At 45.8% G+C, this 16,311-nt stretch carries 15 protein-coding genes; 11 read left to right on the forward strand and 4 right to left on the reverse strand.

The genetic code is table 11. From position 1 onward, the window contains the following. Positions 1 to 123: 123 nt before the first annotated feature. The 6 genes from CIK04_RS18615 (at position 124) to CIK04_RS18640 (ending at position 6,726) form a co-directional block, all read left to right on the forward strand. The gene (locus CIK04_RS18615; protein ID WP_176463372.1) at positions 124 to 1,869 is read left to right on the forward strand and encodes a bifunctional UDP-sugar hydrolase/5'-nucleotidase; all 1,746 of its coding nucleotides are present in this window, start codon (positions 124 to 126) and stop codon (positions 1,867 to 1,869) included. 525 nt (positions 1,870 to 2,394) lie between these two features. Continuing rightward, complete coding sequence (locus tag CIK04_RS18620; protein ID WP_097352652.1) at positions 2,395 to 3,417, forward strand: TerC/Alx family metal homeostasis membrane protein; 1,023 nt, start codon at positions 2,395 to 2,397, stop codon at positions 3,415 to 3,417. A 274-nt stretch (positions 3,418 to 3,691) separates the two neighbouring features. Beyond that, a complete protein-coding gene (locus tag CIK04_RS18625) occupies positions 3,692 to 3,883 on the forward strand; it encodes a hypothetical protein (RefSeq protein ID WP_038941024.1) in 192 nt (63 codons plus the stop codon). Between the two features lie 153 nt (positions 3,884 to 4,036). Then, positions 4,037 to 4,933: a DMT family transporter gene (locus tag CIK04_RS18630; protein ID WP_039538014.1), complete on the forward strand. Its 897-nt coding sequence runs from the start codon at positions 4,037 to 4,039 to the stop codon at positions 4,931 to 4,933. Positions 4,934 to 5,193: 260 nt separating this feature from the next. Further along, positions 5,194 to 6,327: an arginase family protein gene (locus CIK04_RS18635; RefSeq protein WP_097352669.1), complete on the forward strand. Its 1,134-nt coding sequence runs from the start codon at positions 5,194 to 5,196 to the stop codon at positions 6,325 to 6,327. 33 nt (positions 6,328 to 6,360) lie between these two features. Next, positions 6,361 to 6,726 carry a nuclear transport factor 2 family protein gene (locus tag CIK04_RS18640; protein ID WP_097352653.1) on the forward strand — a complete coding sequence of 122 codons (366 nt, stop codon included), beginning with the start codon at positions 6,361 to 6,363 and terminating at the stop codon, positions 6,724 to 6,726. A gap of 51 nt (positions 6,727 to 6,777) precedes the next feature. Here the strand turns inward: CIK04_RS18640 and CIK04_RS18645 are convergent, their stop codons facing one another. The 3 genes from CIK04_RS18645 to CIK04_RS18655 form a co-directional block, all read right to left on the reverse strand. Then, positions 6,778 to 7,335, reverse strand: coding sequence for a PhnA domain-containing protein (locus CIK04_RS18645; RefSeq protein ID WP_017422863.1), 558 nt, complete (start codon positions 7,333 to 7,335; stop codon positions 6,778 to 6,780). A 183-nt stretch (positions 7,336 to 7,518) separates the two neighbouring features. After that, on the reverse strand, positions 7,519 to 9,957 hold the full coding sequence (locus CIK04_RS18650; RefSeq protein WP_097352654.1) for a VolA/Pla-1 family phospholipase: 2,439 nt from the start codon (positions 9,955 to 9,957) through the stop codon (positions 7,519 to 7,521). Positions 9,958 to 9,979: 22 nt separating this feature from the next. Then, a complete protein-coding gene (locus tag CIK04_RS18655) occupies positions 9,980 to 11,227 on the reverse strand; it encodes a porin (RefSeq protein ID WP_011081219.1) in 1,248 nt (415 codons plus the stop codon). 375 nt (positions 11,228 to 11,602) lie between these two features. Between CIK04_RS18655 and CIK04_RS18660 the strand changes: the two genes are divergently transcribed. Further along, positions 11,603 to 12,685, forward strand: coding sequence for a site-2 protease family protein (locus tag CIK04_RS18660; RefSeq protein WP_038941029.1), 1,083 nt, complete (start codon positions 11,603 to 11,605; stop codon positions 12,683 to 12,685). Positions 12,686 to 12,756: 71 nt separating this feature from the next. Here CIK04_RS18660 and CIK04_RS18665 read toward each other — a convergent pair whose 3' ends face one another. Further along, on the reverse strand, positions 12,757 to 13,560 hold the full coding sequence (locus tag CIK04_RS18665) for a M48 family metallopeptidase (protein ID WP_017790897.1): 804 nt from the start codon (positions 13,558 to 13,560) through the stop codon (positions 12,757 to 12,759). A gap of 55 nt (positions 13,561 to 13,615) precedes the next feature. On the opposite strand from CIK04_RS18665, the gene CIK04_RS18670 reads away from it, so the two are divergent. From CIK04_RS18670 to CIK04_RS18685, 4 genes are all read left to right on the forward strand, one after another. Continuing rightward, a complete protein-coding gene (locus tag CIK04_RS18670) occupies positions 13,616 to 14,050 on the forward strand; it encodes a hotdog fold thioesterase (RefSeq protein ID WP_011081222.1) in 435 nt (144 codons plus the stop codon). Between the two features lies 1 nt (position 14,051). Continuing rightward, positions 14,052 to 14,288, forward strand: coding sequence for a DUF3389 domain-containing protein (locus tag CIK04_RS18675; protein WP_026130863.1), 237 nt, complete (start codon positions 14,052 to 14,054; stop codon positions 14,286 to 14,288). A gap of 73 nt (positions 14,289 to 14,361) precedes the next feature. After that, entirely contained in the window at positions 14,362 to 16,053 is a 1,692-nt protein-coding gene (locus tag CIK04_RS18680; protein WP_097352655.1) for an SgrR family transcriptional regulator, read from the forward strand. Beyond that, on the forward strand, positions 16,053 to 16,304 hold the full coding sequence (locus CIK04_RS18685; protein ID WP_017790901.1) for a hypothetical protein: 252 nt from the start codon (positions 16,053 to 16,055) through the stop codon (positions 16,302 to 16,304). Before CIK04_RS18680 ends, CIK04_RS18685 begins: the two co-directional genes overlap by 1 nt. Positions 16,305 to 16,311 lie beyond the last annotated feature (7 nt).

A 16,311-nucleotide genomic window follows, 5' to 3' on the forward strand; every position in this document is an offset into this window, starting at 1 on the left:
GATGATTTGTTGAGCAAATAGAGAAAGTTAGCTGTGATGCTTTACGCACTCGCGATGATTTCTTTGCATAAAAGTTTCATAAAATTCACGATTCTGTCATCATTCTGCTCTAAGTATAAAGGGATGAAGAAAGAGAAGGTGACTATGATAAAAACGAATAAGCCAGTCACGCTGAAACTGGCACACATCAATGACACTCATTCCTACTTTGAGCCAACGTCATTACAACTCAAAATCCAACTCCATGATGCGCAAATCGAGCCTTACGTCAGTGCTGGTGGTTTCGCCCGCATTGCGACCCGCGCGCAACAAATCAAGCAAGAAGCAGAGCGACAAAATAAAGGATTTCTATTTGTCCATGCGGGAGATTGTTTCCAAGGAACGCTCTACTTTTCTTTGTTCAAAGGAAAAGCCAATGCCGATCTGCTCAACTCAATGGGTATTGATGCCATGGCTTTGGGGAACCACGAGTTAGATATGGGCAATGAGCCTGTGGCGCAGTTTGTCCGTCGGATTGATTTCCCATTGCTAGCAGGAAACTGGAATCTCAGCGCGGAGAGTGATGAGAAAACGCTAAAAATCAGTGATGCCGACAATATTCGAAGCTTTGATACAGAAACGCGTGCGGCCAGCTATATCATCAAAGAAATTCACGGTGAGCCAGTCGCGCTGTTTGGCTTATCACTGGATAAAATGGCAGACATTGCTAACCCAGATCCTGACACGCCTTTTGAGAATGCGGTTGAAACCGCAACGGCCACTGTGCGCTTATTGCAATCACAAGGCATTAATAAAATCATTTTACTCAGTCACTTAGGCTATGAGGGTGACATAGAGCTTGCCAGCAAAGTATCGGGTATCGCTTTGATTGTTGGTGGACACAGTCATAGGTTACAGGGTGACTTTAGTGCGATTGGTCTGAGTAAAGACGACGACTATGGTTTAAAAATTAACGATACCTATGTTGTTCAGGCAGGGTTTCATGCACTCACCATGGGGCATTGTGAAATTGAGTTTGCCGCCGATGGCAGTGTAAAGCGCTTTGTTGGGCGCAATGAGTTGTTGATTGGTCGACGCATGTTCTTAGACCCCGGACTGAATCAGCAAAGTGATGAGGATTGGTATACTCAGGCCGCCGATTTTATTGATGGGCAATGTAATGTTGTCGTGTGCAAGAAAGATCCTGACATTCAGTATCTTATGCAGAATAAATACATTCCGCGAGTGCGCGAGCTGCAAAAGACGATTATCGCGCATACCGATCGCGCACTTCGCCACGTTCGTATTCCAGATGAAGTCGGCCCTAGTGAACTGGCGCCAATGGTCGCGGCGTCATTTGTTCATGCGTTAAACAAACGTCAACGTCAGGTTCAATTTGCCATTCATAACGCCGGAGGGGTAAGAAACTCACTAAACTCGGGCGATGTTTCGGTCGCCGATGTGGCTGGCAAATTACTGCCTTTTGCCGTTCCTATTGGTTGTTATGACGTTCAGGGGAAGACGATTGCCGCCGCATTAGAAGGAGCAATCAACAACGCGACCAATAATGGTGTAGAAGGAACCGGTTCGGGCAGTTACCCGTACACTTACGGATTAAGCTATCGCTATTGTCCACAAAACCCAGCAGGCAGCCGCATCGAAGCGTTGCAAATTTGTCTAGATGGGCGTTGGCAGCCTGTTACTCCGCTACAGTGGTATCGAGGTTGTTCATCTGCTTATACGATGAAAGGAAAAGAAGGCTACGAAGCGATACGCCAAATGAAAGGGGAAGGCTGGGTGAGTAATTTATCCATGGCAGACTGTTTCATCGAGTATCTATCAGATTTGCCGAACGTGTTAAATCAACAAGATCGTGCTCGCCACGTCTAGTTCATCAAACTTGGTATAAACTTTGCTCAGCTTCTTTGGCGTAACAGCGGGGGAGCGCTTATGTGGAAAGATTGGATGGATACCGCGGTGGTGGTTGGGTGGATCGCAATTTGGTCAACACTTGTTTATCTTGTGCCGCTAAATGGGGTGTGAGCCACCTAAGAAAGAGTCAAGGAGCGCTTTTGCGCTCCTTTCTTTTGTCAGGATAATGTCAAAATTACCCAAACTTGCGCTTGGCATTAGTCTTGGAAGTTTTGTGGGATTACAATATCGAACGTTTGGGGAGTAGTTAGCGTAAGTTTATTTGTCGTCATCTCGTTAGGCCAAAGCCTTTCCGGCAAATAAAGGTGAGTTATCCTCTCTTTGTTTCTTTGCCATCAATAGAAACAGAGAAAGCATTCCAGTTCACTTCAACGAGACCAACGCATTCATACACAGTACAGAATTAGGAACGATTCTGTGCCGATTTGTCATGTATGCGGAAGGGCTCGGACGATTGGGTTTTCTTCCGCATTGGAGGAAATTATGTCCCTATTCGACACCTCGTCATCTTTAATGTCCAATACTGATCTCATGTATGGCAGTTTTGCGCTGCTCACCATTGCGATGGTTTGCCTCGATATTTGGCAAACGCGTGGCGGTGCCATTTCAATGAAGAAAGCGGTGGGCTGGAGCCTATTCTGGTTTTTGCTCGCGTTTCTATTTGCGGCCACCATCTTCCATTTCTGGGATTTCTACGCGCCAGACAGCTTGTACACCCACCAAGAAGCAACGACGGCGTTCATTACTGGTTATTTGCTCGAAAAATCGTTGAGTGTGGATAACCTGTTCGTGTTTGCCATCATCTTTGCCCAATACAAAGTCCCCGAATCACTTAGACCCCGCGCTTTGCTCTGGGGGGTGATTGGCGCGTTAGTGTTACGTGCCCTGATGATTGCGGTAGGCGCTCAGTTGCTGGCTCAATACCATTGGATTCTTTACTTGTTTGCCGCTTTCCTCATCTGGACAGGGATTCAGCTCGCACGAGATAAAGAGGAAGAAGAAGCACTAAGTCCAATGCCAGAAAAGATGATCAGACGCTTTTTCAACGTCACAAACGATTACCACGGCAATGCGGTATTCGCCCGAGAAAACGGTCAGTGGTGGGCAACTCCGATGTTGATTGTAATCGGAGTGATTGCCGTTATGGATGTGATGTTTGCGCTAGACTCCATTCCCGCAATTTTTGCTGTCACTCGTGAGCCGTTTTTGGTGTTGGCTGCTAACGTGTTTGCGCTGTTGGGCTTACGTTCACTCTATTTTGTACTGCAAGCCATGATCGATAAGTTCATCTATTTAAAGCCAGCTTTGGCTGTGATTATGATGTTTATTGGGGTCAAAATGCTGCTGGTGGGCACGGCGTATGAAATTCCGACCATTTGGTCGCTCTCATTCTTACTTATTGTGATGACAACGGCCGTTGTTGCCTCTGTTATTGCCAACAAAAAGGACATCGCAATGAATGAGAAAAGCCTGAAAATATCTAATACAAATAATGCGGATTTATAAAGTCACTACCGCCAATGAAAATAAATTATGTAAACAAATTGTGACCCACGGTCTTGATTGAACGCTCCAAAATGATGAATATGCAAGCAGGGTGGTTTGGTTTTGCATAATTATGCATCATTGCGTATTGTTTACTATTTTAATTTGTTATGGCCTTGTTTCATTAGAAAATGTAATCCGAATGTAGAAAAATAGTCATTTTTTGAGCACAAAAAAAAGCACTAAGATTCATCCATCGAAACGAAGTACGTTGAAAGATTTAAGAGAGGCAATCATGGCACAAGCAATGCAAATGAGTTCTGTAGCTTTACCAACCTCTATGGATAAGAAAACCTATTCGGTTAACTTCAAAGGATTGATTGCTCACCTATTGGACATTCTTTTTGTAGACAACTCGACTCAGAGTAACTACTACGCAGATGAGCTACCAGTGCATCTACAAAAAGACATCGGTATGTACCGCTAAGTCTAATCAAAAGTTGAAAGCCGGCATTTATGCCGGCTTTTTGTTTACAAAAAAGAATTACATTCATACGTAATGCTAGGGCATCCCGCTCTTACTCGAAATTTCTCGCTGTGGTAGAGTGAGTGTTCCTGTTTCTCCCACATCTGTTTTCCTATGTTATCAAATTTGAAGTCAGCGTTTCCCCTTGGCGTCCGCTACATGATTCTATCGGCTTTGGGCTTCGCTCTAATGTCTGCCAGTGTTAAGTACGTGAGTGTGCACGGTATTCCTTTGTTTGAAATTGTCGCGGCCCGTGCCTTGGTTTCACTAATCATCAGCTATCTGGATGTTAAACGAAAAGGAATATCGGTTTGGGGGAACAACAAACGCTGGTTGTTTGCTCGTGGTGCGGTGGGCACGCTGGCATTGATGTGTGTCTATTATGCGGTGACGGCGTTGCCTTTAGCGGAAGCGACCATTCTTCAGTATGTACACCCTGTTTTCACTGCGCTATTGGCGGTACTGTTTTTGAAGGAGCGAGTACAGCCGGCAACCCTTGCTTGTATCGTGCTTTGCTTGTTAGGGGTATTCACCATGGTTTACCCAAGCTTTGATGCATCGGGTGTCGGTGAATTGCCGATGTTGAGTGTGGGTATTGCGCTATTGGGTGCGTTTGGCAGTTCGATTGCCTACGTGATTGTTAGGAAGCTGAGCCGTACAGAAGACAGCTCTGTAATCATTTTCTATTTTCCTTTAGTCGCACTGCCAGTGTCAGCCATGCTCATTGGTGATGACTTTGTCGTGCCCGATGTCGCCCTAATTTTGGTGCTGATTTTGGTGGGCATTTTCACTCAAATTGGCCAGTTTGGTCTCACCAAAGCGATGCAAACTCAAACAGCGGGTAATGCCTCTGCTTATTCTTACGTACAGATCGTTTTTTCCGCCTTGTTAGGTGTCGTATTGTTTAATGAGGTTCCCTCAATTTGGACGTTGTTGGGAGGTTCATTGATTGTAATAGGCGCTTTGATCAACGTATTTGGACCGAAATCCAAGTGGCTGTCGAATCGCTAGTTACTAGAAGCGAAAAAAGAATGCGCCATCCAGAACGGTCATATTTTTGCATCGCCTTTTAAACACGTGGGCAAGGTGGATCTGACTCTCATTGTTCTCCGATAAGAGAATGTTCTTGTCGACTCTTTTAGAGAATGTGCTACTAATTCAGTCTGTTAAAGGATGAAGGAAGGACAGGGTGGAGAATGATTTCATTACAGGGTCACATAATTGTTAATGAAGCCGACCTAGAGAAGGTGATACAGGCACTGCCTCTACACATGGAACTCACACGCAAGGAGGCGGGTTGCTTAACGTTTTGTGTAAGCCAAGATCCCGTGAATCTGTGCTTGTTTCACGTCGAGGAAACATTCACCTGTCAGTTTGCATTCGATGAGCATCAACGACGCACAGCCACTTCAGCTTGGGCCGAGGTGACACGCTCGGCAAAACGCTGTTATCAAGTTTCTTACCAAACACAAGTCACGCCAAGGGCACGTTGCTACGACATCATTGGTGCACCATTCAATCAACTTGGTTGTTTTGTTACCAATCAGAACCCTGTAGAGCAATTTCGCCAATGCGATGAAAAAACAGGGCAAGGCTTATCTCAGTGGATGGCAATTCGCAACGATCGCTGGGATGCGGATATCAAAGATTGCGGGGATGTTGTCGTCTCTTCCGATGTGCTCAACATGCTGGCATCCGGTAACAAAGAGCAAGCCTTGGCTCTGTATAGCAACGAATTACAACAGAGATTGATCGAAAGCTATCAGCAGGGTCGGGTACCGATTACGATTGGCGGCGATCACTCGATTGCGGTAGGTTCGGTTCAGGCTACGCTCAATTTCTATCAACACCAGCAAGAGAAGCGAGTTGCGGTGATTTGGGTTGACGCGCATGCCGATTGCAACAACCAATTGGCAAGTAATCTTCATGGCAAGCCCATCGCGCTACTGATGAACCAATATCCACATAATGGCTGGCAGATCGAAACATCATCCAGCTTATCGCCCAGCGATGTTTACTTGATTGGTGTAAGGGATTTAATGCCAGTGGAACAACAATTGATGACCCAATGGCAAATCTCCCACTATTCAATGGATATGATTGAGCAGAAGGGGATTCACACTATCGTTGATACGCTGCTCAGCCATCTTGATCGCCATTATGACCACATCTACTTGAGCTTTGATTATGATGCGTTGGACGGGGCGCAATTTCGAGCTTGTGCCACACCAAATGTCGGCGGGTTGTCCGCTCGAGAAGCGTTGTATCTGGTGAGAACCGTAGCGGCTCATCCAAAATTTGTTGGGGCGGACTTTGTTGAATATCTGCCTGAGCTGGATGAATCAGGGGTATCAAAAGAATTGATGATTAAATTGATCGACAGTGTTTGGGGTTTTAGGCAGTAGCGAACACATTGACAACGTTAGAAAGGACAACTGATGTACACAGAACAAGAACGGCAAACCATTGATATTGTTGAGCGACAGCTTGAAGCATACAACCACCGCGATATTGAGGCTTTTGCAGCCACGTATCACCCAGAGGTTGAAATTGCCCATTTTTCAAAAGGGTTGCTTTATTCCGGCAGGGAGACTTTGATCAAACGTTATGGCGAGAAGTTTGGTGGATTAACGTATTTACGCGCGACCTCGTTAAAACGCATTGTGCATGAGCAATATTTGGTCGACCATGAGTTGGCGGAATCTTCAGATTTGGCAAGTCAGGAAATAAATCGCAGCATTAAGGTGGTTGCAGTTTACGAAGTGGAAAACGGACTGATTAAACGCGTCACGTTCATGGGATAAAAAAATGGGTGTTCATTCGAACACCCAAGATCATTTAGCGTTAGCGAGACATTACTTTTTACGGCAGTATTCCGCAATAACGTACATCGATTGGCCGCCATTCACTTTACCTGAAACCAATTTAGGATCGTCACTTAGGCTAATGCCACGGATAACGGTACCTTGTTTGATAACTTGGTTAGTGCCTTTGATTGGCAGATCTTTGATAACCGTAACATCGTCGCCTTTTTTAAGTTCAGCGCCGTTACAGTCAACGGTTTTGTCGTCCGCAGACATTCCTTTCATAGCCCAAGTCTTGATCTCTTCTTCCATGTACATCATGTCAAGAGCGTCCAAAGCCCAGCTTTCAGAGTTTAGGCGAGTCAATTGGCGCCATGCAGTCACTTGTACCGCAGGAACCTGGCTCCACATGCTGTCAGTAAGGCAGCGCCAGTGATTAATGTCTTTTGGTTCATCGATTTCACCTAGGCACTTTTCACAAACCATGATAGCTGTGTCAACGGTCACGTGACCGTGAGGCGGCACTGCATAAGCAGTAAGCGAAGATTCAGAAGAACACAATTCACATTTAGACTGGCAACGATCCAGCAGAGTTGCTTCGATAGACATAAGAACTCACCTTAGTAGTATTAACTTGAGGCGGTATTATCCACTTTATCCTGAGAATTAAAAGGGTCTTAAGCTAATTCAACTGAGAATTTACAAAACTCCAACCGGAATAGCGCTCACTCACTCAATTAATAACAAAAAATGCCGACACTAGGTCGGCATTTTATATAGCAATTAAAGATTTTACTTCAACACGCTCGCATCGGTAACTGTGGAAAGTGCATCGTCTTTCAAGAAGTCAGCCGTTTGTTTTTGCATTTCCAAATGATGATTCAGATCGCTCTGCGTTGAGTTTGGAGTTACAAAAGATACATGGCCAGCACCAGAGTTAAACTGTACAAAACTTGTTGCCGTGCTCGCTGTCGGATTAGATGCGTCTACAACAGTTAAGTTAAGTTTCGTCGCAAGTGGAATTGTTCCTGCAAATTTTGCGTTAGCAACATTATTGGGTACGGTCTTGTCCCCATCAACCATTCCAAAATAGAAACTAGGCATAGTTGCGCCCGTGTAACTCAAACCTGCCACATTGGTAAATGGGTCGATTGTATCCAATACCGTTTGTGCTGCGTATGCAAAGCTGCTGAATACGCCCGACATCTTAAGTGCTTCACTACGGTTATCTACGTTATTAACAAACTTGTTATAACAAACCACGATTTCTTGTTCGTCAGTGATGCTGCCGCAAGATTCTTTGTAGCTAGGGAAGCTTGGATCTGTAGAAGCCAGCGTTAATTGGTGCTTAATAATCGGTCCAAACTTTTCTGAACCCAAAAGTAAATTAGCAATTTGACCACCGGAGTTTTGGATAGACGCTGCACTAAACGTATATAAAACGTCGGCAGTTGGGCTGCCAAGTGTTTGGTTCGCTGTAGCAACTGCAGAGGTACCGACAATACCGCCTAAAGAGTGCCCAAGCATACGTACTTTAGAACCAGCAGCAGGGTTAAATCCAGAAAGTGGGCTGCTAGCAAGCAAGCCACCTTTTGCAGAAATCACTAAACTTGCACGAAGACCAAGCACATCAAGGATGCTTTGACGGACGTTGTCACGTGCGACAGGTAAATTAGTGAGATTCAAATACGCCAGTACGTTAGCATTGGCAGAACGTTGGTCATCTAAGCTGCGAGTGCCGTGAATAGGTAAGTCGATAGCTAAAACTGCAACCCCTTCTTTGACTAAGTTAAAGACAAACGCATAAGCATTTTCTTTTGCAGTGGTAATACCATGCTGATAGATAACAACATCGCTCGGCGTTTGGGCGTTGGGTGTAAATAAAAGAAACTCAACCTCTTGCAACGATTTCACCTTTGGCACAGGAGAGTATCGAGTAATGATTCGCTCTGAGTCCAGTTGCGAGCCATCTAACAAAGTAATTTTTGAGCCAACCAATTTCAACTGTTCTGTTGGGCTTGTAGCTAAGTTGGCTAGATCAACAGGATCATTGGCAAAATCGCCTGTTGAAAGTTGCTGTTGAATGTTGGCGGCTTCAGCTGGGATTTTTAGCGCGGCACTCAGTTTTGCTAAGCTTGGCATGGCCGAAACAAAAGGTTGTGAATTCCAGTTAGCACCCGTTTCAAGATAATAAGGAAGCCTTGCTGTGCCAGAGGTGACGTCCACCTGAGCACCAGATTGGCCATACAAGAAGTTGATGCCACCTTTTAGTGTTGCAATTGCTGTTGCATCACCTTCGGCTATATATTTGTCAAAATCACCGTCTTCACTTAGTGCAGTAGAGAAATCTTTAGTGGCGCCAAATGTTAGTGTGTAGGCTGTAGTTAGGTCTACTGCCCCAGGATTTGAGTCATTTTTATAGACGGTGTTTAGCGTGTTTGGCCCTGTTGAAAAACCAGTTGCGGTTACGCCCTTTACGGCGGCTAAAGTATCGCCAATAGACTGTGTACTAAACCAAGATGAGTAGACGATATCCGATGGAATCACGCCTGCCATACCAAGAATGCCTTCTGTCGCTTTGGTAATTTTTTGTACGGAGGCTAAGCTGCCGGACTCATAAACAACCTGTGTTGATTTTGCCGTTGCATAACTTGTGGATGTACCAACCGAGTTACCATTTTTATCCAACACGGTGTCTGATACCGAGAAAACATACTCGCTCGACTCGTTAAGAGAATCTGTAAAGACAATGAACAACGAGTTTCCTTTGGTTTGAACAACGAAGTCTGTGTTGATCGCTAAAACCTTATCAATTGGATTCGACTGCCCATCCCAATCTGTTAACCGTTGATTGAGTTTTATAACACTTACACCAGATGTAAGTATTCCTTCATTAAATCCCGCTCCTTCAAATGGAAGAACAATGGGCATTGATGTTGACCAACCATCCATAGTGTTCATTGCCGCGCGTGGATTGGTTAAAGCGTCATCACCATTCGTTGGAATGCCAAGAGTGCCGTCTGTGGTGTCCATTAACACATAAGACGGTAGTGGAACCGAAGCCGAGGTGCCTTTTAGATTGAAGTTAATGCTTGTCTCGCGCCCCAACAATTCTTGAACGCTTGGTTCAAAAGTCACTGAACCTGTCGTGCCTGAGCTTTCTGTGTTGTCACCACAACCCGCAAGTAGGATTGCTGAACATAGTAGCGATAATTTAAAGGTATGTTTCATCGTTATACTCCATCAATCCTAATTACTTAAAGGTGTAGTTCATTTGAATCGCGCTGATGTAGGCCGTGCCTTCTGCTTCGAATTCAAGCACTTCATCTGCTGCGTTGGTTTCTTTGAATGAACCAGAACGGCTCTTAACCAGTGCAAAGCCCGCGTCGATCGTCATGTTATCGCTCATCAAGTAAGTTAGGCCTGCGCTGTACCAGAAACGGTCGCTGTCAGGAATGCTGAGGGTTGCTTCACCGGCTTGTTCATCAAATGCTAAGCCTGCGCGAAGAGTCCAGCTTTCGTTCATTTGATAGGTTGCACCAAGTGAATAACGATTGTTGTTTTCGTAATGCTCTGGTTTATAGAAACATTGACCAGCGGTACCATCGTTACACTGTGGAGACGTTGCCTTTAGCTCGGTGAATGTGCTCCATTCGGTTTGTTGCCAACCGGCGTGCATCGCCCATTGTTCGTTAAATTCATGGTATGCCGAGACTTCAATGATGGAAGGTAGGCTGATCTGTAAACGGCCATCGACTTTAGGGGCCGTGGCGATGCCTGAGTCGTAGCTGCTGAACTCACCATCATCGAAATCCAGATCGACTTTAGAACGATAACCCAAACCAAAGCGTGTTTTTTCACTGAGTTCGTAGAGTGCGCCAACGTTCCAGCCGTAACCAAAGGTCGTGCCAGTCATCCCGATCAGGTTTTCAGATTTATCGGTCGATCCAAACAGAGGCGCGAGAGAACCCTTGTGACGAGTCAACTCTGCGTGCGCATAAACAAAATTCACACCGGCGCCTACGCTCAACGCTTCATTAACGCGATAGGCGATATTGGGGTTGATCCCCACTGAAACCAATGCGGTATCACCAGCCATGTCGCCAGCCGAAATGTCGTCTGGGTAGTCAGTCGCCACACCGTAGTTGGTAAACATACCAATACCCCATGCCCACTTCTCATTGATAGGGCTGATGTAATAGGCCGCTGGAACAAGTTGCAAAGGCGCAACATCATCAGATTGTTCACCATTCGTTTTATCGTAGACATTGACCTCTGGATCAACGATAGACAGGGCACCAGAAAACTGTGCGTTTTCAAATAGTGTCATCGCGGCTGGGTTTCTCGCCAGTACCGAAGCGTTGTCAGCAACAGCCCCTTCACCGGAAAACGCTCGACCAAGACCAGACGCTGAATGTTCCGCTACTTGGAAACCAGCGGCGTTGGCATGGCAGGCAAACAATATCGATATTGTCAGCAGAGAGCAGTTCTTCTTGTTCATCCTTGACCCTCCTAGGGTGTGTGATTGTGGACAGATGTCCTTGTAATTGTTGTTTGTTATGCAACTCGACTTATTGAGTTGAGTATTAATTCTATTATGTAACATGGATGTTAATTTAATGTAAGCGAAAGTGTCAAAGTTAGTGTGCTTTTTAAACAGTAAATTTGATGCATAGATCAAGTCTGTATCTGTAAGGCGATGTATTATGGAGATATTTTTTCAATGAATGGTTTGACCAGAAACATTTTGATTATTTTATGGGAAAATTGCGTGCTATCTGTTCAAATTGTGCGCTGTTCAGAAGAAGGGCGCTTTTAACCCCCATTGTGCACAGGCATAATGGGGCCTTTGTCTATTTGGATAGCCGAGTAAACGTTGGAATTATTAAATATCGAATTTCTTGGGCGCTCGTTGAGACTTGAAGGCTCAATGGCAGGTTGGCAGCAGCTTTTTTGGGACAACACTCTGGTTTCTCAGCGTGATGCAACGCACGGACAACAAGGGCAGTTTGTTCATGAGTTTCACCTTATGGCGGGCGAAGAGACGCTAAACTGTCAGCTCAAAGGTCATTTAACGTGGCAACCATTTCAATTGGACTACCAATGCGGTGTCAATGATCAGCTTGTGGCGCAGGGGAGTCGAAACGAAAAAGACATCGAGCAGCAAGTGCCCGTGCAACCACGTCAAGAAGAGCGCCGTTTTAGCCTGATTGGCTTAATTTCTCTGGGTATGAAAGCACTTAAAAGTGCCAAGATCATCAAAGTTGCCCTTGCTTCAATGAGTTTGGCTGCTTATTCATGGCTGTTTTCATTCCAGTTTGCGCTGGCGTTGATTGCTTGTTTGGTGATTCACGAATATGGCCATGTTCGTGCAATGAAGTACTTTGGCATGCAAACCAAAGGGTTTTACCTAATTCCGTTTTTTGGCGGTATGGCGCTCAGCGACGATAAAATAAATACCCGTTGGCAGGATGTGGTAATTTCCATTATGGGGCCGTTCTTTGGTCTGATCCTCAGCGTAATTCTGGTGGTGACCTATTGGCTGACGGGCGAGGCTTTTTTCGCAGCGCTAGCGGTGTTTAACGCCTTATTAAACTTGTTTAACTTACTGCCCATTCTCCCATTAGATGGTGGGCATATTCTCAAAAGCATCACGTTTTCGATGAACAGTTGGGTGGGGCTCGTTGGCGGCGTACTCACCGCGGCTGCGGGTGTGTATCTTTCCTATGCATTAGGTTTAACTCTGTTTGGTTTTCTGCTCATTATGGGGATGTTAGAGATTGTGATGGAATGGCGTGGCCGACATCATAGCCATCTTCTTCCTCTGACGCGTTATGGTCAGTGCTTTGCGTTTGCTTGGTATCTTATGTCTGTGGCGGGTTTTGTTTCGATCATCTGGTATTTTGCGGCAACGGGCGATGATTTGATGCGTTTACCGCTATTGATTCTTGGCTCCTAGCCAATCCCTTGCCTCTAGAAAAAGTGTCGTATTTCCAATAATAAAGAGCTCCTTCACGGAGCTCTTTATGTTTAAGCTTTACAGCTCGGAGATTTACCTTGGTAAACGGGCAATTTACTGGCTTTGTCCTGCAAATCTTTGATGCGCGTACTGTGGGATGGGTGAGTTGAAAGTAGCTCGGGAGGTTGGTTTCCGCCTGAGGCTTTCGCCATGTTTTTCCACAGTTCTACACTCTGTTTTGGATCGAATCCTGCTTTTGCCATGTATTCTAGGCCGACAATATCGGCTTCGGATTCTTGGGTGCGGCCGTAAGGTAAAATTACCCCATATTGCACACCAACCCCCAGAGCCGCCATGGTAATTTGTTGATACTGCTTATACTCAGACGCACCGATGGCAACGTTGGCCAACTGCAATCCGGCATTGGCAAGCTGACTTTGAGAGAGACGTTCATTGCTGTGTTCTGCGAGTACGTGTGCCACTTCATGGCCAATGACCGTCGCCAGTTGGTCTTGGTTAACCGCAACATTCAACAAGCCAGTATAAACGCCAATTTTTCCCCCTGGCAGGGCAAAAGCGTTCACTTGGTCACTATCAAATACCACCACTTCCCACTCTTTGAAACCGGGCTGAGGGGGAATGGTGTCGGTAATCGCTTTCGCAACACATTGAACATATTGATTGGTCGCTTTGTTTTGGCTGATCGGAATCTCTTTTTTCATCTGCTCAAAAGAGTTCGCACCGAGCGTGGACATCTCACTATCTGAAAACATCAGCAGTTGATTACGCCCAGTAGGGGAAGAAGTGCAAGCAGTAAGCCCAGCAACGGCGATGAGTGCAGAAGCTTTCAACCACGATGACATAACAATCTCCATATCGATAATTTTGGGTATATACTAGCGCCAATTGTAACGAAAATCTGGCAAAAGAATGAGCATTTGGAAAAAACCGATCGATTTAGCGACCCTAAACGCAACCTCAAAAAATACGCTTATTGAACACTTACAAATCGAATACACCGGGTTTACCGAAAACTCTCTGACTGCAACCATGCCGGTTTGCAGTTTTACTCATCAACCACTCGGGATGTTACATGGTGGCGCATCGGTGGTGCTTGCTGAAACACTCGGCTCTTTAGCGGCCAATTTTTGCGTGGCTGCCGGTTCTTATTGTGTTGGGCTTGATATTAATGCCAACCATATTCGCCCGATGCGTAGTGGTTATGTGATTGGCACGGCGACACCAATCCATCTCGGTGTATCAACGCAAGTGTGGCAAATCACCATTACAGATGAACGTGAGAGATTGGTCTGCACCAGCCGTTTGACCATTGCTGTTAAACAGCACAAAGAGCGTGGCGTTTAACATGGTGATCGAATTTAGCCACGGTAAAATCATCGTCACGCCACATGAAGTCGTTGTGAGGTTGCAAGGTAGTCACAGTGTCACTTTAAACGCTCAGGTCGATGCTGTTCAACTGATTGGTCGTGGCGCCAATGTTTTGGTGGCGAACGGTGCGGAGTGCAAATGGTCAATCAAGTTAGATTCTGAATCTCAACTCATTGAAATTTCGCAGCAATTAGGCGTTGCAATCGATGCGTGAAAATCGTTTGCACTGTTAAGCAAAAATAAGGAAACTTAGGGCTACCGAATTCAACGACGAAATTTCCCGTTTTATGAGTAGCCCGCGTCTAAGAGTCCAATTTGAAACGCTTTTCCAACACTTCGACGGTAAAAACAGTGATGTTCAGCTTGAAGACATCACTGAAATTCTGTTCTGCACCCGTCGCAACGCTCGCATCGTTCTAAACAAACTTGAAGAAGAAGGCTGGATTGAGTGGCATCCCGCCGCGGGGCGCGGCAAGCTCTCCCAGCTTATTTTCAAGCGCAGCAAAGCAGACGTGAGTGAAAACCTTGCCAAGCGCTATTTGGAAGAAGGGAAAATTGGTCAAGCGCTCGAAGTATTAGACAGTGACGCGGCAAAACTCACGCAGGTGATCCAAGGCTATCTTGGTTTGCAGCACCGAGAAGGGGAACAGGTGGTTCGTTTACCTTATTACCGACCACTCTCTATGCTCAATCCGCATTTACAGATGCGCAGAACGGAAATTCATATTGCACGGCAAATCTTTAGTGGCTTAACCAAGCTCGATGATAACGACGTTTTGCAACCCGATCTGGCACATACATGGGAAATGCGCAGTGCCAAACACTGGCGTTTTTACCTGCGACCAGGTGTTCGCTTTCACAATGGTGAGCTACTGACCACCGACATGGTGATTGAAAGCTTGCTAGAGCTGCGCAGACTCAATCTTTTTTCTCATCTTCAATCTGTGACCACACCCAGCCCATGGGTGGTGGATATTCACCTGTTTAAAGACGATTTTCATCTGCCTTTGGCGCTGAGTGAATCTCAAGCCAAAATACTGCTGCCCGAAAGGCTGCGCAGTGAGGATTACCACATTCGCCCAGTCGGAACGGGCCCCTATATGATTCAATCGAACGACGATAAAAGGCTAATTCTTCGCGCATTTGACGGCTATTTTGGCTTTCGTCCGCTACTGGACCAAGTGGAAGTGTGGGTGATTGACGAAGCGTACTCGTCGATGGTCTACCCAAGCTTAAGCAAACCCATCATGGACGCTTCCTCGTTATCTGATGAAGTGGAACTCGACCCAGGTTGTACTTTTCTGTTGCTTAATAAACGTTGTGGTGTGGCAAAAGATCCTCGCTGGGCGGAATTTTTAGCTTCCGTTCTCAACGGTTATCAGCTGTTTAGCTACGTTCCTCAAGAGAAAGTGATCGAACTCGGGTTGCTGCAAGCGTTTGGCATCAAACCCGGCTGGATCGATCTTTACCCGAAGCCCAATATGGAGCCCCCGACAGAACTAGCAAGAATTTCAGTGGCGTATCAAGCTCAGCATCCGATGTTTCCCGTGATCGCGAAAACCATTAAGACCATTCTCAAGCGTTACCACATTGATGTGGAGTTCGTGAAATATGATGCGTCTTTGCAAGAACCTGAGAGTGTGGATGTTTGGATCAAAGCCATGGGCATTGCGACGAATCGGGATGACGCACTGGCGGGTTGGTTATTGGATTACAGCAATATTGAGTCGATGAGCACGGATGGTGACTTTGCTCGCTGGAGTCAACTCGTAGACCTGTGGCGAGAAGGAGGCTGCGAAGAGTTTCCCGCGCGTGAAATCGGTCGACAATTAGTGCGCAGTTGCCAAGTTATCCCGATGTTCCATTGTTGGTTAGGGGTCAACAAAGATCACAGTGGTGCGCTGCAAAACGCAAAATGCAATGCGCTAGGCTGGTTTGACTTCAGCCAAGTGTGGGTGAAACCGGAATTAGATAACTGATGGCCAAGCCAAACAAAAAAGCCCCCGAACGAACGGTTGAGATTATTTGCAGCAAATGTCGTGCCTTACTGTTTAAATATCGAAAAGGAGGAAAGGGCGCTTTAGTGAAATGCTTTAAAGAGCGTATCGTCGACAATTACTGTGAAAAAGCATGCCATTGCCCCAACTGTGATAGTGAGTTTGCGCGTGATAGCCTCATCAGAGGAACCCCCGCTTATAAAATTATTGGTGGGAAAGCCAAGCTGAAATAGAGTAAAA

This window comes from Vibrio sp. 03_296 (assembly GCF_002265885.1).